Source organism: Hymenobacter rigui, assembly GCF_003944715.1.
GTDB lineage: Bacteria > Bacteroidota > Bacteroidia > Cytophagales > Hymenobacteraceae > Hymenobacter > Hymenobacter rigui.
The window spans coordinates 11494-33633 of sequence record NZ_RWIT01000003.1; the positions used below are offsets into that span (position 1 = coordinate 11494).

At 59.4% G+C, this 22140-nt stretch carries 21 protein-coding genes and 1 tRNA gene; 13 read left to right on the plus strand and 9 right to left on the minus strand.

What is annotated here, in order from left to right; translation table 11 throughout:
* Positions 1–62: 62 nt before the first annotated feature.
* Together EI291_RS07065 and EI291_RS07070 are read left to right on the plus strand one after the other, a co-directional pair.
* Positions 63–1796 carry a M61 family metallopeptidase gene (locus EI291_RS07065; RefSeq protein WP_125419116.1) on the plus strand — a complete coding sequence of 578 codons (1734 nt, stop codon included), beginning with the start codon at positions 63–65 and terminating at the stop codon, positions 1794–1796.
* Positions 1797–1968: 172 nt separating this feature from the next.
* Positions 1969–2775, plus strand: a complete 807-nt coding sequence (locus tag EI291_RS07070; RefSeq protein ID WP_125419117.1) for a hypothetical protein — start codon at positions 1969–1971, stop codon at positions 2773–2775.
* 155 nt (positions 2776–2930) lie between these two features.
* Here the strand turns inward: EI291_RS07070 and EI291_RS07075 are convergent, their stop codons facing one another.
* The 3 genes from EI291_RS07075 to EI291_RS07085 form a co-directional block, all read right to left on the minus strand.
* Entirely contained in the window at positions 2931–3173 is a 243-nt protein-coding gene (locus EI291_RS07075; RefSeq protein ID WP_125419118.1) for a hypothetical protein, read from the minus strand.
* Between the two features lie 165 nt (positions 3174–3338).
* Positions 3339–4268 carry a PfkB family carbohydrate kinase gene (locus EI291_RS07080; RefSeq protein WP_125419119.1) on the minus strand — a complete coding sequence of 310 codons (930 nt, stop codon included), beginning with the start codon at positions 4266–4268 and terminating at the stop codon, positions 3339–3341.
* Positions 4269–4435: 167 nt separating this feature from the next.
* Positions 4436–4509: transfer RNA gene (locus EI291_RS07085), tRNA-His, on the minus strand.
* 219 nt (positions 4510–4728) lie between these two features.
* On the opposite strand from EI291_RS07085, the gene EI291_RS07090 reads away from it, so the two are divergent.
* Positions 4729–6159, plus strand: a complete 1431-nt coding sequence (locus EI291_RS07090; RefSeq protein WP_125419120.1) for a DEAD/DEAH box helicase — start codon at positions 4729–4731, stop codon at positions 6157–6159.
* An 84-nt stretch (positions 6160–6243) separates the two neighbouring features.
* Here EI291_RS07090 and EI291_RS07095 read toward each other — a convergent pair whose 3' ends face one another.
* The 3 genes from EI291_RS07095 to EI291_RS07105 form a co-directional block, all read right to left on the minus strand.
* Complete coding sequence (locus EI291_RS07095; protein ID WP_125419121.1) at positions 6244–6702, minus strand: hypothetical protein; 459 nt, start codon at positions 6700–6702, stop codon at positions 6244–6246.
* 123 nt (positions 6703–6825) lie between these two features.
* Complete coding sequence (gene upp / locus EI291_RS07100) at positions 6826–7530, minus strand: uracil phosphoribosyltransferase (RefSeq protein WP_125419122.1); 705 nt, start codon at positions 7528–7530, stop codon at positions 6826–6828.
* Complete coding sequence (locus EI291_RS07105; RefSeq protein ID WP_125419123.1) at positions 7518–8462, minus strand: GNAT family N-acetyltransferase; 945 nt, start codon at positions 8460–8462, stop codon at positions 7518–7520. The genes upp and EI291_RS07105 overlap by 13 nt, the downstream gene beginning before the upstream one ends.
* Before the next feature lie 111 nt (positions 8463–8573).
* Between EI291_RS07105 and EI291_RS07110 the strand changes: the two genes are divergently transcribed.
* Positions 8574–10481, plus strand: coding sequence for a hypothetical protein (locus tag EI291_RS07110; protein WP_125419124.1), 1908 nt, complete (start codon positions 8574–8576; stop codon positions 10479–10481).
* Between the two features lie 11 nt (positions 10482–10492).
* Positions 10493–10852, plus strand: a complete 360-nt coding sequence (locus tag EI291_RS07115) for an ADP-ribosylation/crystallin J1 (protein ID WP_125419125.1) — start codon at positions 10493–10495, stop codon at positions 10850–10852.
* Between the two features lie 235 nt (positions 10853–11087).
* On the opposite strand, the gene EI291_RS07120 is transcribed toward EI291_RS07115, so the two are convergent.
* Positions 11088–11513: a QcrA and Rieske domain-containing protein gene (locus EI291_RS07120; protein ID WP_125419126.1), complete on the minus strand. Its 426-nt coding sequence runs from the start codon at positions 11511–11513 to the stop codon at positions 11088–11090.
* A 220-nt stretch (positions 11514–11733) separates the two neighbouring features.
* On the opposite strand from EI291_RS07120, the gene EI291_RS07125 reads away from it, so the two are divergent.
* From EI291_RS07125 to EI291_RS07145, 5 genes are all read left to right on the plus strand, one after another.
* Positions 11734–13578, plus strand: coding sequence for an ABC transporter ATP-binding protein (locus EI291_RS07125; protein WP_125419127.1), 1845 nt, complete (start codon positions 11734–11736; stop codon positions 13576–13578).
* 121 nt (positions 13579–13699) lie between these two features.
* Positions 13700–14143 (plus strand): hypothetical protein, encoded by a 444-nt coding sequence (locus EI291_RS07130; RefSeq protein WP_125419128.1) that lies wholly within the window; start codon positions 13700–13702, stop codon positions 14141–14143.
* A 12-nt stretch (positions 14144–14155) separates the two neighbouring features.
* Positions 14156–14746, plus strand: a complete 591-nt coding sequence (lpcA, locus tag EI291_RS07135) for a D-sedoheptulose 7-phosphate isomerase (RefSeq protein WP_125419129.1) — start codon at positions 14156–14158, stop codon at positions 14744–14746.
* Positions 14747–14905: 159 nt separating this feature from the next.
* Positions 14906–16444: a YifB family Mg chelatase-like AAA ATPase gene (locus tag EI291_RS07140; protein WP_125419130.1), complete on the plus strand. Its 1539-nt coding sequence runs from the start codon at positions 14906–14908 to the stop codon at positions 16442–16444.
* A gap of 121 nt (positions 16445–16565) precedes the next feature.
* Positions 16566–17600: a quinone-dependent dihydroorotate dehydrogenase gene (locus tag EI291_RS07145; RefSeq protein ID WP_125419486.1), complete on the plus strand. Its 1035-nt coding sequence runs from the start codon at positions 16566–16568 to the stop codon at positions 17598–17600.
* On the opposite strand, the gene EI291_RS07150 is transcribed toward EI291_RS07145, so the two are convergent.
* Both EI291_RS07150 and EI291_RS07155 read right to left on the minus strand, forming a co-directional pair.
* Positions 17597–18271: a DUF2306 domain-containing protein gene (locus EI291_RS07150; protein WP_125419131.1), complete on the minus strand. Its 675-nt coding sequence runs from the start codon at positions 18269–18271 to the stop codon at positions 17597–17599. The genes EI291_RS07145 and EI291_RS07150 overlap by 4 nt on opposite strands.
* A gap of 119 nt (positions 18272–18390) precedes the next feature.
* On the minus strand, positions 18391–19431 hold the full coding sequence (locus EI291_RS07155; RefSeq protein WP_170172550.1) for an acyloxyacyl hydrolase: 1041 nt from the start codon (positions 19429–19431) through the stop codon (positions 18391–18393).
* A gap of 337 nt (positions 19432–19768) precedes the next feature.
* Here EI291_RS07155 and EI291_RS07160 point away from each other — a divergent pair, with 337 nt between their 5' ends.
* The 3 genes from EI291_RS07160 to EI291_RS07170 all read left to right on the plus strand — a co-directional run bounded on the left by EI291_RS07160 (position 19769) and on the right by EI291_RS07170 (position 22086).
* A complete protein-coding gene (locus EI291_RS07160) occupies positions 19769–20512 on the plus strand; it encodes a porin family protein (protein WP_125419133.1) in 744 nt (247 codons plus the stop codon).
* Positions 20513–20689: 177 nt separating this feature from the next.
* Positions 20690–21358, plus strand: a complete 669-nt coding sequence (locus EI291_RS07165; protein ID WP_125419134.1) for a porin family protein — start codon at positions 20690–20692, stop codon at positions 21356–21358.
* Between the two features lie 131 nt (positions 21359–21489).
* Complete coding sequence (locus EI291_RS07170) at positions 21490–22086, plus strand: porin family protein (protein ID WP_125419135.1); 597 nt, start codon at positions 21490–21492, stop codon at positions 22084–22086.
* Positions 22087–22140 lie beyond the last annotated feature (54 nt).

A 22140-nucleotide genomic window follows, 5' to 3' on the forward strand; every position in this document is an offset into this window, starting at 1 on the left:
GTACCTGCTGGCTGCCCCCAAGCAAACCCCGGCCCAAGCTAAAGCTTAGGCCACCTCTTTCCATGATCCACTACCACGTTTCCTTCGAGAACCCGCTCACGTTTTACCTGCAAATTCAGATGACGTTTGAGGTGCCCGCCGGCACCGAAGCGCCGGTGGAGCTGCAGCTGCCCGCTTGGCGGCCGGGCCGCTACGAGCTGCAGAACTTCGCCCAGAAGCTACAGCACGTGGTACTGGAGGATGCGGTCTCCGGCGAGGCGCTGCCGAGCCGCAAAATCACGAAGGACCGGTGGCAGCTGAGCGGGGCGGCGGGCCGCACGGTGCGGGTGCGCTACAACTTCTACGCCCACCAGATGGACGCCGGCGGCTCCTGGCTCGATGAAACCCAGCTGTACCTGAACCCGGTGCAGGCGCTGATGTACGTGGAAGGCCGGCAGCAGGAAACCTGTCAGCTGCTGCTGGATCTGCCCGAAGGCTGGCAATTGGCCTGTGGCCTGCCCCAGCGCGGCCCCAACCTGCTGGAAGCCCGCAGCTTCGACCACCTGGCCGACTCGCCCCTGATTGCCAGCCCCACCCTGCAGTACCGTAACTACGAGGTGAACGGGCTGCCCTTTTATATCTGGATTCAGGGAGAATGCCCAGTCGACTGGACGCGGCTGGTGCAGGATTTCCGGGCCTTCAGTGAGGAGCAGTTGCAGCTGTTCGGCTCGTTTCCGGCCCAGGACTACCACTTTCTCAACCAGATTCTGCCCTACAAGCACTACCACGGCGTGGAGCACCTGAATTCCACCGTCATCACGTTGGGTCCGGCCGAGCTGTTGATGACCGAAGGCCTGTACAAGGAGCTGCTGGGCGTGAGCTGCCACGAACTGTTCCACGCCTGGAACATTAAGAGCATCCGGCCGGCCGAGATGCAGCCCTACGATTACGCCCGCGAGAACTACTTCCGCACCTGCTTTATTGCCGAGGGTATTACTACCTACTACGGCGAGTACCTGCTGGCCCGGGCCGGGGTGCGCACCGCCGAGCAGTACTTTGCCGAGCTGAACACCGTGCTGCGCAAGCACTACGACGACTACGGCCGCTACCACCTCTCGGTGGCCGATGCCAGCATGGATCTGTGGCTGGATGGCTACAAACCTGGCATCCCCGACCGCAAAGTATCGGTGTACCACAAGGGCGCGTTGGTGGCGCTGCTGCTCGATCTTACGCTGCGCCAGCTCTCGGGCCACCAGCGCAGCCTCGATGACGTGATGCGCCGTTTGTGGGAGGACTTCGGCCAGACCGGCGTGGGCTACACCGAGGAAGACTACACCCGCCTGGTACAGGAAGTGGCCGGGCGCGACATGCAGACCTACTTCGACAAGTTCATTTACGGCACGGCCCCGCTGGAGGAGCCCCTGAACCGGGTGCTGAGCTTCGTGGGCTGCCGCCTGCGCATTGATGAGAATGCCTCGGCCTCGGAAGGCGTGTACGGATTCCGAACGGTGGTGAAAAACGAGCGGACCGAAGTAACCGACATCCTGCCCGACGCCCCCGCCGCCCTGGCCCTAACGGTGGATGACGAAATCGTGGCCATCAACGGCCGCCGCGTGGATATGAACCTGCACAGCCTGCTCAGCGACGGGGCCGACCACCACGAGGTAACCGTATTCCGCCAGAACCGCCTGCTGACCGTGACGCTCGCCGCCGACCCGGCCCACCGGTTCTGGCAGAAGGTAACGGTGGAAAAACTGCCGTCGGCTACGCCTGAGCAGCAGGGCAGCTTCCGGCAGTGGCTGAAGCAGGATTTTTAATTTTTCGGCTACATCCCGGCCGCTGCCGTGCACGTAGAAACCACGGCGGCCGGGACGGCGCAAACTTTTTGCCGGGTTTGCGCTTTCGGGAACTCTCCGCATGCGTTTTTCTTTTCGTTCTCTGTCCACCCGACAACGACGCGCCTTTCGATCCAAGTCTACACTTCTGCTCATGTTCCGGTTTCGTACCGTAGCTACTGCCCTACCGCTGGTAGTGGCGCTACCGGCTTGTTCGTTGCGCATGCAGCCCACCGAAAAGTCGCGGCCCAGTGTAGCCTTACCGCCCCCGCCTGCTCCCAAGCCGCCGCGCATCTACCGGCTCCAGCACCTCGATACGCTGGTGCAGGTACCCGGGCGCGTACTGCACATCTACCCGGCCCCGCGGCAGGCCTATGCGCAGCTTAAAAGCCCCGACTGGGTGATAACCAACCCGGCTTCGGCGGAGGAGGAAGACTCTTTTCTGGATTTTGCTGCCGAGGAACGGCTGCGGCTGAATAAAGCCGGAACGCGCATACAGCGCACTGGTCGGGCCCTGCGCCTGCGCCCCACGGCCGCAGCCGAGGTACGGCTAGTAAACAACCCCGCCGAGGATGAGCGCAACGTAGCGTACGAATACTTGGCTACCCTGCCCAGCATCCACCAGTGGCTGATTTCGGTGCACTTGTACGAGGGCGGCTACTACATGCTGGTGGACCAGCGCAGCGGCCGCCGCACCCAGCTAATGGCCCCACCCGTTATTGCCCCCGATGGCCGCCACTTCGTGTGCGGCAACTCCGACGTGCTGGCCCGTTTCGAACCCAGCGGCTTGCAGCTCTGGAGCCTCGACGACAAAGCCCCGCGCCTGCTCTGGGAGCGGCAAACCGAATGGGGCTGCACCCAGCCCCGCTGGCTCGACAACAAAACCATCTTGTTCGAGCAGGACTTCTTTGACAAAGGCGACGTGGACACCCGCGTAGTCCGCCTGACCGTTGTGCCTTGATGGAGAGCTTAGAGATTAGAAGGTAGAGTTCAGACACAAGCATCTGAAAACAAGAAGTGAGACGTTCGTTCTGCTACCTGTCGGTTACGGAACGAACGTCTCACTTCTTGTTTTCAGGTTCTAAGCTCTCACTTCCAACCTCTAAGTTATAACCCCTAGTGTTTGGCGTCGCCGCCTTTGCCCACTTTGCCGCTGTTTACGGAGGCGGGATTATTGCCTTGGGGGTTGTTGCGAATGTTGTGCACGCCCTCGCCGGCGGAGGCTCCGTCGGTGGTGTTGCCGTGGGCCGAAACGTCCATGGTATTGGGGCTCTGCACCTGGGTGCTTTTCTTCTTGGTATTGGCAGCCGGGTTGACGGACGTTTTATCGTTGGTCAGGTCGGTTTCTTTTTTGCTCATGCTCATGGCCGTGGGATTTACGGGTGGATGAATACTCCTTGTACCCAACGGCTCCGGCAGAGGTTACTATAAAATTTGGCCATTCTCAGAGAGTTAGAACGCAAAACGCCCGTCAACCTGAGCGGCGCTCAGGCTGACGGGCGTTTGAAGCTGCTGCCGGAACAGTTACGCTTCGGTAGCTACAGGCTGCACGGCTACCAGCTCGCCGAACTGCTTTTCGCGGGCTTCGATTTCTTCCTGTGTCAGGTTCAGCAGACGCTCGGTGCCGAATTTCTCCACGCAGAACGAGGCCATGGCCGAACCGTGAATTACGGCGCGCTTCATGTTTTCGAAGCTGATGTCGTCGGTGGCGGCCAAGTAGCCGATGAAGCCGCCCGCAAAGGTGTCGCCGGCGCCGGTGGGGTCGAAGACTTCTTCCAGCGGCAGGGCCGGGGCGAAGAAGATCTGATTTTTGTGGAACAGCAAAGCGCCGTGCTCCCCCTTCTTGATGATGAGGTACTTCGGGCCCATCTCCATGATGATTTTGGCGGCTTTCACCAACGAGTGCTGGCCGGAAAGCTGACGTGCTTCTTCATCGTTGATGCTGAGCACGTCCACCATTTCAATGGTGGTTTTCAGCTCGTCCAGGGCCACGTCCATCCAGAAGTTCATCGTGTCCATCACAATGAGCTTGGGGCGGTTCACGAGGCGCTGAATCACGAGGCGCTGAATCTGGGGCGTGAGGTTACCCAGCATCAGATACTTGCAGTCCTGGTAGGAATCGGGCAGCACGGGGTCGAAATCGGCCAACACGTTCAGCTCGGTAGCCAGGGTTTCGCGTGAGTTCAGGTCGTTGGAGTACTTACCCGACCAGAAGAACGACTTCTCACCCTGTTTGATCTGCAGACCTTCGGTGTCCACGCCATGCTCGCCCAGCATCACGATATCCGACTGCGGAAAATCGTCGCCCACTACGGCCACAATTTTCACGGGCTTAACCGAATAGGAAGCCGACAGGCTGATGTAGGTAGCAGCGCCGCCAACAATCTTGTCGGTTTTGCCGAAGGGCGTTTCCAGGGCGTCGAAGGCCACCGTGCCGATAACAACCAGACTCATAGATTCAAAGGGGAAAAAGTGGTTCAGGGTTCTACTTATACAGGGCCGCAACACCAGCCGCCGCCGAATCCTTCCATTGGCACTGGAAAAGGCGGAGCTAATGCGGAATGCTGAAAAACAAAAAAGGCCTCTGCCGCTGAGGAGAGACCTTTTTGTTCAAAACGGAGGGTAAGTAATGGGGCTCGAACCCACGACCTTCGGAATCACAATCCGACGCTCTAACCAGCTGAGCTATACCTACCGTGTTGGGTATTGGAGCCACAAAAGTAGCGGCCGGCCGCAGATTTGCAAAACAAATGGCCAGTTTTTTTCTCCCGCTCCGCTAACTGACTGTTACGCACATACGTGGAGCTACCCCACCGATGCTGGTTTTATGGCGGTTACGGCCGGGCCGAGGTCACAAGCCAAGGCCCGCGCCCGGATTCCGCGTACCTTTGTGGTTTACAACACGCTTTGCCTTATGTCTGACACGCCGCTGCCGCTCACTTTCGCCGATTTCAAGCTCAACAAGCAACTGCTGACGGCAGTGGAGGAGGCCGGCTTTACGGAGCCCACACCCGTACAGCAGCAAACCATTCCGCTGCTGCTGGCTGGCCACGACGTGTTGGGCATTGCCCAGACCGGTACCGGCAAAACAGCTGCCTTCGGGCTGCCGTTGCTGATGAAGGTAAAATACGCCCAGGGCATTCATCCGCGCGCGTTGGTTATGGCCCCCACCCGGGAACTGGCTATGCAGCTGGAAAGCCACCTGAAAAAACTGGCCGTGTACACCGACCTGCGCATTTTCGCCATTTACGGTGGCCTGGGCCCCAAAACTCAGATCGAAACCATTGCCAAGGGCGTGGATATTTTGATTGCCACGCCGGGCCGCCTCATGGAGCTGTACCTGCGCGGCGACCTGGTGCTGAAGGAGCTGAAAACGCTGGTGCTGGATGAGGCTGATAAAATGATGGACATGGGCTTTATGCCCCAGATTCGACGCTTGCTGGAGGTGATTCCGCGTAAGCGCCAGAACGTACTATTCTCGGCCACCATGCCGGAAAAAGTAACTACGCTCAGCGAGGAATTCCTGGAGTTTCCGGTGCGGATTGAGGTAACGCCCGCGGCCACCTCGGCCCAGACCGTGAGCCAGTCGCTGTACGAAGTACCCAACCTGCTCACCAAAATCAACCTGCTGGAGTACCTGTTCCTCGACTGGGACACCTTCCACCGCGTGATGATTTTCACGCGCACCAAGGAGCACGCCGATAACGTGGCCAGCTTCCTGCAGCGCAAAGCCCACGGCGAGGTGCGGGCCATTCACGGCAACAAGGGCCAGAACATGCGCATCAACGCTATGGAGGCCTTTAAAGCCGGGGAAGTGCGCTTTCTGGTGGCTACCGATGTGGCGGCCCGTGGCATTGACGTACCGGAAGTATCGCACGTGGTGAATTTCGATGTGCCGCTGGTGTACGATGATTACGTGCACCGCATTGGCCGCACGGGCCGGGCCCAGCACACCGGCGCGGCCATCACCTTCGCCAACGAGGCCGAGATGTACCACATGGAGCAGATTGCGGAGCTGATCCGGCAGGAAATTCCGCTGCTGCCCATTCCGGAGGGTGTCGAAATTGCCAAAACCTCTTTCGATGAGCAGCAGAACATGGACCGGGAGAAGGATGACCGCCGCAAGCGCGAAGACCCCAACTTTAAGGGTGCTTTCCATGAGCGCAAGGAGTGGATCAAACCCGGCGTAACCATTGATAAGCGCACTGGCAAGGAGTTCAAAGCCGGCCCCAACCGCAGCCAGAAGGGCAAGAAGGCTAACCCGTCCAAGGGCAAAGCTTCCTCCCACTCCTCCAAAGCCTTCCGCGCCGCCCAGGGCCGCGCCCGCGCCAAACGGAGCAAGTAATGATATAGTGAAATGGTGAGTGGCCGTTCTAAAAGCGCATTTCGCGCTAACAGAACGGCCACTCACCATTTCACTATATCACCACTACCGATAATGGTCGAAAATGGGCAGGTGGCTGAAGCGAATGGCCAGCATAGTAAACGTGAAGCCCCAGAAGGCAGCACTCCAGGCCATGTGCAGCAGGATGCGCCAGCGGGGCACGTGCAGCTGCGTGGCAATGACGGTACCGCCCACCGGGCTGAACAGAATGGGCGTCAGAAACGCAATGCCCACCATGCCGAAACGCCGGTAGATGCTCACGATGGTGCGGCTGCGGCGGTTGAATAGCGGCTTGCCCTTCTGCTCCCGCTTGCGCCGCATGTGCAGCGCCCATTGCCGGCCCAAGCCGGATATCAGCACCACCGTGGTCATCATGCCCGCCACCGACAGGCCCCAGACCAGCGGCATGGGCAGGCCTGCCGCCACCCCGGCAACGGGAGCGGCCACAAACTTGAACATGCCGATGGCGAAAACCGTGGCGTATTTGAGCAGATCAGGTAACACAGGCAAATTTGGTAAGCGAAGCAGCGTAAATATAACCAGCAGGCGGCCGCCGGGTTAGCACCGCCCTGTTAGCAGTCTGTTACGAAACCCAACGAATACAGGCCCGGTTCACCGGCTCCGATATTAGAGCTTGCTACCGTATGACAGGTCGCCGGCGTCGCCGAGGCCGGGCACGATGTAGGCCTGCTCGTTGAGGCCTTGGTCGATGGCAGCCACCCAGAGGGTGGCTTCGGGAATTTCGCGGGTCACGTACTCCACCCCCTGGGGGCTGGCAATGACGGCGGCAATGTGCACCTGCCGGGGCGTTCCGAAGCGCAGCATGGCCCGGTACGTCTGCACCAGGCTTTTGCCGGAGGCCAGCATGGGGTCGGCCAGAATCAGGACCCGCTCATCCAGGCTGGGAGCCGAGAGGTAATCGACCTGCACCTGCACCTGGGCCGTGCCCTCAATGCGGTAGGCGGCAGCAAAAGCGGAGGGCGACTGGTCGAAGTAGTTCAGAAAGCCCTGGTGAAAGGGCAGGCCGGCCCGCAGCACGGTGGCCAGCACCGGGAAATCGTGGAGGTGCTTGCTGCTGGACTCGCCCAGCGGCGTGCGCACCGTTTTATCGGTGTAGCTCAGCTGGGAGCTGATTTTGAGGGCCATGATTTCACCCAGGCGCTGCAGGTTACGGCGGAAGCGCAGGGAATCCTGCTGCACCGATACATCGCGCAGCTCGGCCAGGAAGTGGTTGGCAATGGATGGCTCGGCGCACACCACGTGCACGCGCGGGTTGGCCGCGGCGGCGGCCGCAGCGGAAAGGTCAGCAGGAGAAGGCGTCAGCGCAGCCATTGTAGGTACCAGGGTAGTTGGGAGGTGAAGGATAGCGCCGCGTACGACACGGGCACGGCCCCGAAATTGGCAAAAAAACGGGCAATAGACGGTATCATGCCGCCTTCAAAATCGAGCACCAGCCCCGGCGTGCCCGCGTGCCGCTGGATGGCCGCATCTACCAGGGCTAACGGAGCCGCCTGCTTTTTACCTTCCGCAGAAGCCGCAGCAAACAAATACACCAACCGGGAGCGGTACCGTACGAACAGCGCCCCGGCCAGTAACTGGCCGGTTTGCTGGTCGCGCGCTTCGTACAATGTCAGTAGCTGCCGGGCTTGTAGTACCGCCGCCAGCCGGCGTAGTAGTGCATAATGGCGGTTTTTCAAGCCGGCGGCCGGGCCCTGGGTTTGCCGGAATAGCAACAGAAGCGGCTCCAGCTCAGGCGTGGTTTGTACGGCAAAGCTCGATGCGCCGGCTTCCTGCTGACGCAGACGGCGGCGGTAGTCGGCGCAGTAGCCGGCTTGGATGGTTTCGTACGGCTGATGCAGCGGCAGGTGATAGGTCTGGCGAACTTGTGCCGTCAGCGGGGCGGAAGGCGCAGCCGGCAAGCCGTTTTCAGTATTCAGCTGGGTGTAGAAGCGGCCGTATGCCGTGAAAGCCTCCCTTTCTTCCAGCCAGGCTTCGATGTCATTTTCTGGCCCGATAATGCCCAGCTGCTGCGTAAAGGGCGGCTGCACCACTTCCCGCCCCCATAGTCGACGCTTGACCGGTAAGGGCCACACGGCGAGATAGCGGCCGGTTTCGGGCTCCATTTTCACCAGCGCATCCCATTGTCCGGCCGTGGCCTGCAACCACCAAGAAGCCGCATAGGGTACCACCTGCGGGGCCGAATTCACGCAGGCGTCCCAGGCAGCCAAATCCAGTTCCGAGAAGCGTAGCAGGCGAATGGGCATACCCAAAGGTACTGCCGGGCAGCTTCCGGCGTTAGGTGCTTCGTCCAATCCTGCGTAAACTCCGTAGGTTTGCCCACCTACGCGCCGGCTTTGGCGTACACGGCTCTGCTTATGAGAAATTCCTACCTATACGTGCTGGGTTTGCTGGGCGTGCTGGCCACGCCCGCGGCGGCCCAAGACACCCCCACCCGCCCCACCGACGGCCAGGGCAACTGGCTCACCTACGACCAGCCGCCCAAACCCGGTAAGCCTGCCAAACCCGAAAATGCGGCGGCTACCAATGCGCAGCCGGCAGTTTCCGGCAAAACCACCATGGGCACCACCTACGTGCCACTGGATGCGGACATCTACCGCCTCATTGACCGTTATGTGATTCTGCACGGGCCTGACTCCTTGAGCGACCCGCACACTTCGGTGCGGCCCTATACCCGCGCCGCCGTGGCCCGGCTGGCCGAGCGCATACTGCAGGATTCCTCGGCGGGCCTTTCCCGACAGGACCGCTTCAACATCCGCTACCTGCTGCGCGACAACTGGCATGATGCTCGGCTGGACTCGGCGGTGAACGTGCGCGAGCAGCCTATTCTGAAGTATTTCTACCAGCGGCCTTCCGACCTATACAGCTTGGAGCAGCCGGAGTTTTCGCTGCGCGTGAACCCGGTGCTAGGTCTGAGCCTGGGTAATTCCGATGGGGCCAAGAGCTACTCGTTCCTGAACACCCGCGGGGTGCAGGTAGAGGGCACCATTGATAAGCGGCTGGGCTTTTATGCCTTCCTGGCCGACAACCAGATGGCCGTGCCGCTGTACGTGCAGGAGCGAGTGGAGCGCGACCGGGCCGTACCCCACGAGGGGTTCTGGAAGCCCTTCAAAACCACCGGCGGGCAGTACGATTTCCTGTCGGCGCGGGGCTACCTGACGTATGCCGCTGGCCGCCACGTGAGCCTGCAGCTGGGCCACGACCGGAACCAGATTGGCAACGGCTACCGCAGCCTGATCCTGTCGGACTATTCCTCGCCCTACCTGTTCCTGAAGGTGCAAACGCGCATCTGGAAGTTTCAGTACCAGAACCTGTTTGCCCAGCTCATGGCCGACCCCGGCGACCTGGATGCATCGTACGACCGGAAGTTTCTGGCCATGCACCACCTGAGCCTCGATGTGCTGCCGAACCTGAACATCGGGGTGTTTGAGAGCGTGCTTACGGCCTCGTCGCGGCGGGATTCGGTTATCAGCAACGGGCAGGTGCGGGTGCAGCGCCGCAACACCTTCGATATCCAGTACCTCAACCCGGTTATCTTCTACCGTACCATTGAGCAAAGCACCGGCTCGCAGGATGGCAACGCCCTGCTGGGCCTTGACTTCAAGTGGAACCTCTGGAAGCGGGTGCAGCTGTACGGGCAACTGGTGCTGGATGAGTTTGTGCTGAGCCAGGTGCGCGGCGGCAACGGCTGGTGGGCCAACAAGCAGTCGGTGCAGCTGGGGGCCAAATACATTAACGTGGCCGGCATCCGCAACTTCGACCTGCAGGGCGAGTTCAACTTCATCCGGCCTTACACCTATCAGGCCCTCGACAAGTTCCGCAGCTACCAGAACGCCGCCCAGCCGCTGGCTCACCCCATGGGGGCCAATCTGTGGGAGCTGATTGGTATTGCCAGCTTTCAGCCCCTACCCCGCCTGCACGTGGTGGCCAAAGGCTTTCTGGTGCGTCAGGGCCTCGACCCCGCCGGCCAGAACTACGGCTCCAACGTGCTGCTGCCCTACGACGACCGGCCCCGCGACGCCAACGGCCAAGTACGGGAATACGGCTTCTTCGTGGGCAACGGCATCAGCTCCTACCTGCTGCACGGTGACCTGACGGGCTCTTGGCAGGCGGCCCACAACCTGTGGCTGGATGGCAAAGTGATTTACCGGCACCGCACTTATGAAGATGGCCGTACGCCCCCGCCCAACTTCACGGCCGATGGTGGTGTGCTGGCCTCGGTGGGCCTGCGCTGGAACATTGCTCAGCGCCTGCACGAGTTTTAACCGCTGAAGCCATGCGCCACGAATCGGCTGTAACGCTGTTGTACCGGCCCGTGAATCAGGCGGAACTGGATTTGATTGCGGCTTCGGGGTGGCTGGAATTTCCGCCGCGGCTGCCGGAGCAACCGTTCTTTTATCCGGTGCTCAATGAGCAGTACGCCGCCCAGATTGCCCGCGACTGGAACGTGCCCTACTACGGCGTGGGCTACGTGCTGCGGTTTGCCGTGGAAGCCGACTACGCCGACTCGTTTCCGGTGCAGAACGTGGGTAACCCGGAGCATAACGAGCTGTGGGTACCGGCCGAGGAACTGGCCGAATTCAACCGCCACATCATCGGGCAGATTGAGGTGGTGAGCGTATTTAGCGCTGCCTGAGGTAATACTGAAGCTGTTTATGAAATCTTATACCGTCATGCAGAGCGCAGCGAAGCATCTCGCGTGCTGACGTTGCAATGGTAATCCAGACATCGGCACGCGAGATGCTTTGCCTCCGGCTCTGCATGACGAACTGTCGATTTTTACGATTCTTTACACAGCTTTACTACAAGAAAACAGCAAAAGGGCCGGTGCAGCGTTGCATCGGCCCTTTTGTGTGTATTGCTGCTTCGTACTACCCGGTAATCCGGAGGGAGTTGCCGGTTTGCGTTACGGTGTACTGCTTGAGGCCCCGGGGCGGCGGACCGCTCACCACGGCCCCGTCAGTGCTGAAATAGGCCGAATGCTGAGAGCAGAAGAACTGCTGCCGGCTGGAATTGAAGATTACTTTGACACCCTCATGCGTGCAGGGGGCCTGCACCGCCACGTAGCTGCTGGCGCTGGTTTTAGCCACAATCACCTGGTTGCCGGAGTCGTACACGTAGCCTGTACCAGCCACCAGCGAACTGCTGGACGCGGCCGAGAGGTCCACGGTAAAATCGACGTTGGAGGCGCCGGTAGTGGAGCCGGTGCTGTCGTCTTTGCTGCAGCTGCCGAGGCAGCCGGTAGCAGCGGCGGCACTACCCAGCACCAGCAGCTGCAGAAAATCTTTGCGGTCCATAGAGAAGCGAAAAAAATGAGGGGAACGGTGAAACAGGGAAAGTAAACGGCAGGCTACCGCGTCAGCGGAAACAGCGGATTCCGGAAGATACTGAGGAGCTATGGGTTCTTAACGCACCGACCGCGTCCTATTGTATCAATTCTCTCTACCACTGGAAGAACGACCGGTTTTCGCCGACGAATGGCCTACCCGGCCCGATGCCGTACCTTTGCCCGTTCCGATGAAGACCTACCTCCGCATTCTGCAATACGCCCGGCCTTGGGCTTCTTTCCTGCCGCAATACTTAGTCTACACTGTACTTGCTACAGTGTTCGGCCTAATCAATTTCACGCTCGTTATTCCCCTTCTATCTGTACTTTTTGAGAAGACGGATAAAGTGGCTGCCGAGGCCCCAAAACAACTTCCTAAGTTTCATATCAGCATTGACTGGGCGAAAGACACCTTCAACTACTTTTTTGCGCAGATACTGGACACTTACGGCGCAATGGGTACGCTCACGTTTGTGTGTGCCGTGGTTGTGGTATCTGTGCTCCTGAGCAACCTGTTTCGCTATCTGAGCCTGCGTATTCTGGCGGTTGTCCGGGCCCGAGTAATTAAAAACCTGCGGCATGACTTATATCACCGCATTATCGGGCTTCAGCTAGGTTTTTTCGGAGCAGAGCGCAAGGGCGACCTGATGTCGCGCTTTACCTCGGATGTGCAGGAAGTGGAAACATCGGTCGTCAACACTATGACAGCTGTTATTCAGGAGCCACTCAAGATTGTAGTCTATTTCTCGATGTTATTTTACATCTCGGTCCCGCTGACCTTGTTTGCGTTGGTATTACTTCCTATTTCCGGGGGGCTGATTGCTGGTGTTGCCAAACGCCTGCGTACTCAGGCCAAGCAGAGTCAGAGCACCTTGGGTACCATGTTGTCGGTAATCGACGAAACCCTGGGCGGTATTCGCGTCATCAAAGCCTTTAATGCTCAGGAATATGTTAAAGACAAGTTTGAGGATCAGAATGCACAATATGCACGGGCTTCCCGCAACATTGATAATACCCGCGACTTAGCATCACCATTTTCAGAGGTTGCTGGCGTAGCCGTAGTGGTTGGGTTGCTGTATTTCGGCGGCACGCTGGTGCTGGGCATTAATCCTTCGCTTACCGGCCAAACATTTCTCGGTTATGTAGTCATATTCTCGCAGGTGCTCACACCGGCTAAAGCCCTTTCGTCGTCATTCGGCAACATCCAGCGCGGGCTGGTGGCCGGGGAGCGGGTGCTGAGCATCATCGATACTGAGCCGCTGGTGCGCGACAAGCCCGGCGCTGACGTGCTGCCCGCTTTTGAGCACCAGATTGAGCTGCGCAACCTGCAGTTCGGCTACGCCGATGCGCCTGTGCTGCAAGACATCAACCTGACTATTCCGAAGGGCAAAACCGTGGCGCTGGTAGGCCCCAGCGGCGGCGGCAAAAGCACCCTCGCCGACCTGCTCCCCCGCTTCTACGACCCCACCGGCGGCCAGCTGCTCATCGACGGCCACGACGTGCGCGACTGCACCATCCACTCCGTGCGGGACCAGATGGGCATCGTAACCCAGGAAAGCATCCTGTTCAACGACACCATTTTCAACAACATCCGCTTCAATACCGAAGCCACCGAGGCCGAGGTAATGGAGGCGGCCCGCATTGCCAACGCCCACGACTTCATTATGGCCGCGCCGGAAGGCTACCAAACGATGATTGGCGACCGGGGCAGCCGCCTGAGCGGGGGCCAGCGCCAGCGCCTGAGCATTGCCCGCGCCATCCTGCGCAACCCGCCCATCCTGATTCTGGACGAAGCCACCTCGGCCCTCGACACCGAAAGCGAAAAACTAGTGCAGGAGGCCCTTACCAGGCTGATGCAGAACCGCACCAGCCTGGTAATTGCCCACCGCCTGAGCACCGTGCAGCACGCCGATGAGATTGTGGTGCTGCAGCAGGGCCGCATTGTGGAGCGCGGCACCCACGAGGAGCTGCTGCGCCAGGGCGGCCTGTACCAGCGCCTGAACATGATGCAGACGACCAACGCGGCCCTGGCTTAGCGTGGGGCGGCGAGGGATTTCCGCAGCTAACACTGCCAAAGCCCTATATTTAGTCCGTTCTGTTTGCTCCTGCGTATGAGGGGCTGAATTCTCTCTCCTCCACCACAACCGCCTTCATCTCATGCTTGCTCTCAAACGTCTGGTAACCATCCTGGTGATGGTATTTCTCCTGATAGCTCTGTTAGTCCTGCTGGTGCCTTCCGTACAGAGTAGCTTTGCCAGCATGGCTGATTCGCCGGAAAGCCTGTTTCATGGCCTGTTTCTGACGGCCACGGTTCTGCTGGGTCTGCAGCTACTGACTGAAAACCTGGACAGCGTACTGCTGCGCCGGGATGTAGCGGCCCGGGAGGGCAAAATCAATGAGTTGAAAGCCCGCCTCTACGACCATCAGCTGGATCAGCAGCGCACCGCTGAGCGCCCTCCGGTGGTACCCCGCACCGGCGTTACCACCTACCCCGAGCACCACCAGCCCACGTTTCCGGAGTCGGACCCGGCCCTGCCCAACGCGCCCATCGACCAACCTAATTCCATCATTCCGCCGCGCAACCCTAACTACCCGGCGTAATTTTCGCATTTCGTGACCCAACCTTCGCTTACCAGCCTCATCCAGGCCGAACTCAACGAAGCCCAGGCCGTGCTTGACCGGTTTGTGCAGAATCCGGCCAACCTGCAGGCCATTGAGCAGGCCGCCCGCCTGATAGCCGCCAGCCTCGATGCCGGGGGCAAAGTCCTCACCTGCGGCAACGGCGGCTCCCTCTGCGACGCCCAGCATTTTGCCGAGGAGCTTACCGGCCGCTACCGCCAGAACCGCCGCGCCCTGGCGGCCATTGCCCTCACCGAAGCCTCGCACATGAGCTGCGTGGCCAACGACTTCGGCTACGACTACGTGTTCAGCCGCTTCGTGGAAGCCCTGGGCCGCCCCGGCGACGTGCTGCTAGCCATCAGCACCAGCGGCAACTCGCCCAACGTGCTGCTGGCCGCCGAAGCCGCCCGCGCCGCTGGTATGCGCGTAGTAAGCCTAACCGGCAAGGATGGCGGCCAGCTGGCCGCCATCAGCGACGTGGAAATCCGGGCCCCGCACACCGGCTACGCCGACCGGATTCAGGAAATCCACATCAAGGCCATTCACATTATGATTATGCTCATTGAGCAGCTGGTGAAGTCGTAAGTCCTTACTACGGCGCTCATCTCAAGGCCCTTTTTCTGCGGAAGCTCCCGTTGACCCGGTGCTTGCTTTGGTAGGAAAAGGGCCTTTGCATTGTGGAGGTTAATCGTAACTTCCGCTCCTGATACAATTCTATTCACCCGCTCTTTTTCCGCGTTATTCATGCTTACAAAAACCTTCGGCTCGGCCGTGCAAGGGGTTAACGCTTATACTATTACCATTGAAGTAGTTGTATCGATGGGCACGGGTTTCTACGTGGTGGGCCTGCCTGATAATGCTATTAAGGAAAGTCAGCAGCGGGTAGAGGCCGCCCTGAAGTTTCGGGGGTACCGCATGCCGCGCACCAAGGTGGTGGTGAACATGGCCCCGGCCGACATCCGCAAGGAAGGATCGGCTTACGATTTACCCATTGCCGTGGGCATTCTGCACGCCTCCCAGCAGCTAACAACCGAGCGGCTGGGCGACTACATCATTATGGGGGAGCTAGCCCTGGATGGGGAGCTGCGGCCGGTACGGGGCGTGCTGCCCATTGCCATTCAGGCCCGCAAGGAAGGCTTCAAGGGCTTCATCCTACCCCGCGAAAACGCTCGGGAGGCCGCCATTGTCAATAACCTCGACGTTATTCCGGTAGATACCATGCAGGAGGCGGTGGATTTTCTGGAAGGCCGCCTGAGCATTGAGCCGGTGGTGGTAGATACCCGGGACGTATTCCAACAGGCCGCCAACCAGTACGCCGCCGATTTTGCCGATGTGCAGGGCCAAGAGAACATCAAGCGCGCCTTGGAAATAGCTGCGGCCGGCGGCCATAACGTGATTATGATTGGCCCACCCGGCGCAGGCAAAACCATGCTGGCCAAGCGCCTGCCCAGTATTTTGCCGGCCCTGAGCATGCAGGAAGCGCTGGAAAGCACCAAAATTCACTCGGTAGCCGGCAAGCTGGGGGCCAATGCTTCGTTGCTGAATACGAGGCCTTTCCGGTCACCGCACCACACCATCTCCGACGTGGCGCTGGTGGGCGGCGGTGGCAACCCGCAGCCGGGTGAAATATCCCTGGCCCACAACGGCGTACTGTTTCTGGATGAGCTGCCGGAGTTCAAGCGCACCGTGCTGGAAGTGATGCGCCAGCCGCTGGAGGAACGCCGCGTCACTATTTCGCGAGCCAAAGTCAGTATTGATTTCCCGGCTAACTTCATGTTGATAGCCAGCATGAATCCGTGCCCGTGCGGCTATTACAACCACCCGGAGAAAGAATGCGTGTGCGGACCGGGCGTGGTGCAACGCTACCTGAATAAAGTATCGGGGCCGTTGCTGGACCGTATTGACCTGCACGTGGAAGTGACGCCCGTGACGTTTGACCAGATGACGGAAACGCGCCGCTCGGAGGATAGCCGCACTATTCAGGAGCGGGTGGAAACGGCCCGGCAACGGCAGGCTGAGCGGTTCCGGGAGCAGCCCGATATCCACTCCAACGCCATGATGCCTTCGCAGATGGTAAAGGACATCTGCCGCATTGATGCCACCGGCCTCACGCTGCTGAAAACCGCTATGGAGCGCCTCGGCCTCTCGGCCCGGGCCTACGACCGGATTCTGAAAGTGGCCCGCACCATTGCCGATTTGGCCGGCTCCGAGGAAATCCAGCTGCCCCACCTGGCCGAAGCCATCCAGTACCGCAGCCTGGACCGGGAAGGCTGGGCGGGCTGAGTGGTGAAATAGTGAGATAGTGAAATGGTGAGTTTGATGTTCTGCCGGTGCCACTTGCGCGCATTAAACCTCAAACTCACCATTTCACTATCTCACTATTTCACTGTTGCTTTGCGGCGTGATATACAATGCTCTGGTTAAGCCCCTGCTTTTTCGGTTGGATGCGGAAAAGGCCCACCATTTGGTATTCAACAACCTGAAGCGCGCCTACCGGGTGCCGGGGGCGGCAGCAGCGTTGCGCGGGCTGTATGAGTTGCGCCACCCCAGTCTGGAGCGGGAAATATTCGGTCTGCGGTTCCGGAACCCGGTGGGGCTGGCAGCCGGCTTCGATAAAAACGCCGAGCTGACGGACGAGCTGGGTGCTTTGGGGTTTGGGTTCGTGGAAATTGGCACGGTAACACCTCGCCCCCAGCCCGGCAACCCGCAGCCCCGGCTGTTTCGGCTGCCGCAGGATGCCGCGCTGGTGAACCGCATGGGCTTCAACAACCACGGTGCGGAAGCCGCCGCCGCCCGCCTGCGCCAACGCCAGAACCAGGACCTGATTATTGGAGGCAACATCGGCAAGAACAAGGATACGCCCAATGAGCTGGCCGCCCACGACTACATTGCCTGCGTGGAAGCGCTGCACGAGGTGGTGGACTACTTCGTGGTGAACGTATCCTCGCCGAACACGCCGGGGCTGCGGCAGCTGCAGGAGCGGGAGCCGCTGATTGAGCTGCTGCAGCAGGTGCAGGAACGGAACCAGTCGTTACCTAAGCCCCGCCCCCTTCTGCTCAAAATTGCCCCCGACCTCACCGATCCGCAGCTCGATGATATTCTGCTGATAGCCCGCGAAACCAATCTCAGCGGCCTGGTAGCCACCAACACTACCATCAGCCGGGAAGGCCTGACAACCCCGGCCGCCAACGTTGCCAACCTGGGAGCCGGGGGCCTCAGCGGCAAGCCCTTGCGGCAACGAGCCACCGAGGTGATTCGGTACCTGAGCCAGCATAGCCGGGGCAACCTACCCATTATTGGGGTGGGCGGTATTCACTCGGCGCAGGATGCCCGCGAGAAGCTGGAGGCTGGAGCCTGCCTGCTGCAGCTCTACACGGGCTTCATTTACGAAGGCCCGGGTCTGGTTCGTCAGATAAACCAAGCGTTGAAAAAAGCCTAGCTTTCTTGCGCAGAAGTTATTACCTGCGGGCTGATGCCGCGGGCTGGCACGTAGCGGCGCTGCATCCAGATCAGCAAGGGTACCAGCACCAGCGTGGGCCACAAAAAGTTGAGCGGAAACGGAATGAACCTGAGGCTGGTGGCGGAAAACGCCGATACCGCCGCAATATACGAGCCCACAAAGCCCGAAATGTGGTTGCGCAGCCACTGCCCGGCGGGCCAGGGTCCTGACCGTCGAAAGCCGCGCAGCTGCCGAACCGTCGTCATCAGCCCGATGGCTCCGAATACGACCATGGCCAGGTTAAACGGGCGGCTCCAGAGGCCATAAGCCAGCGTGCCCGCGAAAATCAACAGTCCGGTTACGGTACTGGCCCAGTCATAGAGGCTGGGCTGCTGCCCCTGGCCCATGCGCTTATGCTGCAACGAGCGGTACCCGAACTGTGCCAGGTACAGGCTGAAAATGCCCGTCAGCAGCAAAAACGTCAGTCCCTTGATGCTGGCTGAAATAATAGCCGTGGTGCCTGCTACCAGCATAGCGTAAAAAAACACCTTGCCCCACAGCCGGTGGGCTGGGCCGCCCTTTTGCACGATAAGCGCTACGGGTGCCACGAAAAAACCGGTGAAGCCCGCCGCAATGTGCAGCCAGCGGTTCAGAAGCAGAAAGGTTTCCATAAGCGGTAAAGCGTAGGTGAATAGCTCAAAGAAGCGCCTCTGCACACTTCAGGGCAATTACCTCTTTCCCAACTTCAGCCTACCCACCCCGAAACGTGGTTTTAGCCGACTGAGCCGTTCTAGAGCTTCACCCCCAGCCGACACTCAATCACATCGGCCGAGCCCCGATGCACCTTCAAGTCCACGTTGCCGAATACCCGGTCGGTGAAGTGGTATTTCAGGCCCAGTCGCTCGTAGTAAAACTTGTTGGATTTGTAGGGATTGTAGAGGTAAAATCCCAGGTGCGACACAAACGCCAGTCGGCCGAACAGCAGCTCGTGGCCCACGTAGGCTCCTGCTTTTTTCACATCGGGCAGTTGGTCGCCGGCCCGGGCCGTGTCCCGGAGCTGGGCCTGCAGACTCCGGTCAAAGAACCCCTCCACCCCGGCTACCAGGTTGCTTTTGCGGTTCACGCGACGGCCCACGGCCAGGGTTACGGAGTTTACCAGGTAGCGGCGGTGGTCGGTGGTGTTGCGCTGCTTCCAGCCCACGGAGGTACTTACATTCAGAAAGTTACGACCAAGCTCTGCCGGAGCAGGTTCAGGAGCAGTATCCAGCGGCCGGAACGGACGTTGCTGGTGGTAGTTGAGGCCCAGCAGCACGGTGGGTAGGTTGATGCCGAAGTTGGGCTTGGTAGTGGCCCCGTTGGAATAGTGGTTTAGCCCTAAACCCAGCAACAGCCCCAAATGCTCCGTCAGGGCCACATCATACTCCAGGCGCGTCTGGATGGTGGCATTCAGTCCGGAGCTGACGATGGTGTTTTTGTGGTTGGTATCCTGGTTGTAGCGCACCGGGAAGTACCCCACGCCGGTACCAATGCGGAAGTTCAGCTCCTGCCGCCGGGTGCGCCAGAAGGCCTTGTTGATGTACACACTGGCCGCATAGGACTTGCCCAGCACCGGGTTATGGTAATCGTAATACACCAGCGCCAAACCCACTTTAGGGTACTTATACCACGCGTGCCAGGGCTCCGAGCCGTTGGTTTGCCGCTGGATATTGACCTCTACACCCGTGGGGTGCGATACGGCCAGATGCTTCACGGCGGGCGTGTGGGCAATGATGAAGCTGCCCTGCCCGTACACGCCCAGCACCAGCGGAGCAGCGGGCCGGCGTTGTGCCAATCCTGCGTGTAGACTTCCCCCGAAAAGCAGCGCGGCCAGCAGCCACCTGTTCCAACTCAGCATAAAAATGTAGCAAGCACTAAGGCCAAAAGTAGCAAAATCAGCGTGTGGATTAGCCGGAAACTTCAGCCACAAGCTCAAACGATAAGCGTCTGCCAGTGTAGCACTTATCTGGAAACCGGCGTGTTACGATATGGTGAATTCTAAAGAAAATTGAATTCTTCCTGTAACCCTACTGCCCGTCTTTACGCTAAGAGCCCCTGAAAACCACGAGGAACGTGGCTGTTGTGGTCGGTGAAGTGGTTGTTGATCTGTGCGTTCAAATCCCCCTATTGTCATGAAAAAATTTGCACTACTGGCCGCATTGGGCGTTGCCTCCATTTCCGTTGTAAACGCGCAGGATGCCGGTGGCTTCCGTCTGGGAGTGAAAGTAGGCGGTACCTACTCCAACATTTCCGGTGACAACGTGAGCCAGATTACCGGCCCCGGCTACAGCACCGACCTCGGCGACTACAAGCTGGGCTACAACGTGGGCGTAAGCACCAGCATTCCGCTCTCTTCGGACGGCTTCTTCTCCTTCGCTCCCGAGCTGCTGTACAACCGTAAAGGCTACGAGATTAAATCGATGCAGACCAGCGGCCTGGCTGCCGGCGTGAAATCGGTAGAAATAGAGCAACAGCGCGTACTGCATTATCTGGATGTGCCGCTGCTGGCTAAAATCAACGCTGGGGGTCTGTTCTTTGAGCTGGGTCCGCAGGTGAGCTACCTGTTCGGCTCCAAAAACAAGTCGCAGACGACCACCAAATACAACGACGGCACCAAGGATAAGGTGGAAAACAACGGCGGTTTCCGCGACTATACCGGCATCTCGCGCGATGAGGCCTACAAGTCGGACCTGGCCCAGTTTGACATCAGCGGCGTGGCTGGCGTAGGCTACATGACCGACGGCGGCATCAGCCTGGGTCTGCGGTATGCCCGGGGCTTTAACTCGCTGATCGACACCAAAAACCAGGACAACGAGCCGAAGGCCTTTAACAACGCCTTCACCCTGCAGCTCGGCTACCTGATTCCGACCAAATAGCCGAGCCTGACCAACTACAATGGCTGCTTTCCAGGAGGAGAGCAGCCATTTTTTTCGGCTGGTTTATATGCCTTTCCCGTTGAATAACCGTTAAAGGCAGCAGGCTGGCATACTTTTCGTGTTCCGGCCGTGAACTTTTTTTGTTTTTCCTCACCACCCCTAACTTCTGTTGCGCTCATGAAAAAGTCACTCTTGGCCGCTGCGGCCCTGCTGGCCACTGTTGCCGTTTCCGAATCGAAGGCCCAAGGCATTCGCTTCGGCCTGAAAGGCGGCGCGAATCTGTCCAATATCTCCGGCGACCTGACGAACGAGGACCAGTACAAGAACAAATTCGGTTTCCACGGCGGGGTGATGCTTAATGTTGGTCTGCTCGACGACGGTTTCCTGTCGGTACAGCCGGAGGTGCTGTTCTCACAGAAAGGCTTCACTTACGCCGACAACGAGTTTACTATTGCCGGTAACAAGTACAAGTACGAGGGTGACCGGACGTACAATTACATTGATGTGCCGGTTCTGCTGAAGGTGCGCGCTGGCGGGGCCTACTTTGAGGCCGGCCCACAGTACAGCTACCTGCTGAAAGTGAAGGACGACTCGAAAGTGTCCGTCAACGGCAACACGGCTTACCAGCGCCAGGGTGTAGCTAACCTCGATAATGTGAACCGCAACGAAATCGGGTACGCCGCTGGCTTGGGCTACCAGGCCGACAACGGCTTCATGCTGGGTATCCGCTACAACGGTTCGTTCACCGACTTCGCCAAAGACGGCTACACCGGCGACGCCGACGTACGCAACGCCCGCAACTCGGTGTTCCAGGCCTCGGTAGGTTTCCTGTTGCCGGGCAAATAAGGCTTCGACATCCGTGCTAAAAACAGCCCCGCTTTCGGTTGAAAGCGGGGCTGTTTTATTTGCGGGCGCGGAGTACATGGGCTTTTGCGCGTAGTTTCGCGGCTTACTCCGTTTCTCCTTTCCTTCGCTCTATGCAGAAAGCACTTCTTTCTCTTCTTCTCGTGGCCGGCCTGAGTGGCACGGCCCACGCTCAGCGTAACGTATCGCTGGGGCTGAAAGCCGGTGGCACACTCTCCAACTTTGCGGGCGAGCAGGCCGACAGCTACAAAAATACCTTCGGGTTTCAGGCTGGTGGCTTCGCCAATATTGGCCTGTCGAAGCTGTTTGCCTTTCAGCCGGAGGTTATCTACTCCCGCAAGGGTGCCAAGTTGCCCACCTCCCCCGAAGTAACCACCCGCCTCGACTACGTGGATGTGCCGCTGGTTTTCCACATCAACGTGGATGGCCTGTTTTTCGAGGCTGGCCCGCAGGTAGGCTTCTTGGTGGCGGCCCGCCAGAAAACCGACAACCAGAGCCTCGACGTGAAGCCCCGCTACAACACCGTGGATGCCGGCTACCTGTTCGGGTTGGGCTACCAGCGCAAAACCGGCCTGGGCGTGGGCCTCCGCTATAACGGCGGCATCACCAACATCGAAAAATCGGTATTGGTGGGCACCACCAAGGTGCAGAACAACATCCGTAACAGCGCCTTTCAGCTGTACCTGACGTATTCCTTCCAGGGCAACTAGAAGCAATTGGCTGATCCTGAAACGATGTTGAGACGCAATGTCTTGCGTCTCCTC

Bases quoted from the DNA above. Each gene is read 5' to 3' on its own strand.
- EI291_RS07065 (WP_125419116.1), top strand. From the start codon at position 63: ATGATCCACTACCACGTTTCCTTCGAGAACCCGCTCACGTTTTACCTG.
- EI291_RS07070 (WP_125419117.1), top strand. From the start codon at position 1,969: ATGTTCCGGTTTCGTACCGTAGCTACTGCCCTACCGCTGGTAGTGGCG.
- EI291_RS07075 (WP_125419118.1), bottom strand. From the start codon at position 3,173: ATGAGCAAAAAAGAAACCGACCTGACCAACGATAAAACGTCCGTCAAC.
- EI291_RS07080 (WP_125419119.1), bottom strand. From the start codon at position 4,268: ATGAGTCTGGTTGTTATCGGCACGGTGGCCTTCGACGCCCTGGAAACG.
- EI291_RS07090 (WP_125419120.1), top strand. From the start codon at position 4,729: ATGTCTGACACGCCGCTGCCGCTCACTTTCGCCGATTTCAAGCTCAAC.
- upp (WP_125419122.1), bottom strand. From the start codon at position 7,530: ATGGCTGCGCTGACGCCTTCTCCTGCTGACCTTTCCGCTGCGGCCGCC.
- EI291_RS07105 (WP_125419123.1), bottom strand. From the start codon at position 8,462: ATGCCCATTCGCCTGCTACGCTTCTCGGAACTGGATTTGGCTGCCTGG.
- EI291_RS07110 (WP_125419124.1), top strand. From the start codon at position 8,574: ATGAGAAATTCCTACCTATACGTGCTGGGTTTGCTGGGCGTGCTGGCC.
- EI291_RS07115 (WP_125419125.1), top strand. From the start codon at position 10,493: ATGCGCCACGAATCGGCTGTAACGCTGTTGTACCGGCCCGTGAATCAG.
- EI291_RS07120 (WP_125419126.1), bottom strand. From the start codon at position 11,513: ATGGACCGCAAAGATTTTCTGCAGCTGCTGGTGCTGGGTAGTGCCGCC.
- EI291_RS07125 (WP_125419127.1), top strand. From the start codon at position 11,734: ATGAAGACCTACCTCCGCATTCTGCAATACGCCCGGCCTTGGGCTTCT.
- EI291_RS07130 (WP_125419128.1), top strand. From the start codon at position 13,700: ATGCTTGCTCTCAAACGTCTGGTAACCATCCTGGTGATGGTATTTCTC.
- EI291_RS07140 (WP_125419130.1), top strand. From the start codon at position 14,906: ATGCTTACAAAAACCTTCGGCTCGGCCGTGCAAGGGGTTAACGCTTAT.
- EI291_RS07150 (WP_125419131.1), bottom strand. From the start codon at position 18,271: ATGGAAACCTTTCTGCTTCTGAACCGCTGGCTGCACATTGCGGCGGGC.
- EI291_RS07160 (WP_125419133.1), top strand. From the start codon at position 19,769: ATGAAAAAATTTGCACTACTGGCCGCATTGGGCGTTGCCTCCATTTCC.
- EI291_RS07165 (WP_125419134.1), top strand. From the start codon at position 20,690: ATGAAAAAGTCACTCTTGGCCGCTGCGGCCCTGCTGGCCACTGTTGCC.
- EI291_RS07170 (WP_125419135.1), top strand. From the start codon at position 21,490: ATGCAGAAAGCACTTCTTTCTCTTCTTCTCGTGGCCGGCCTGAGTGGC.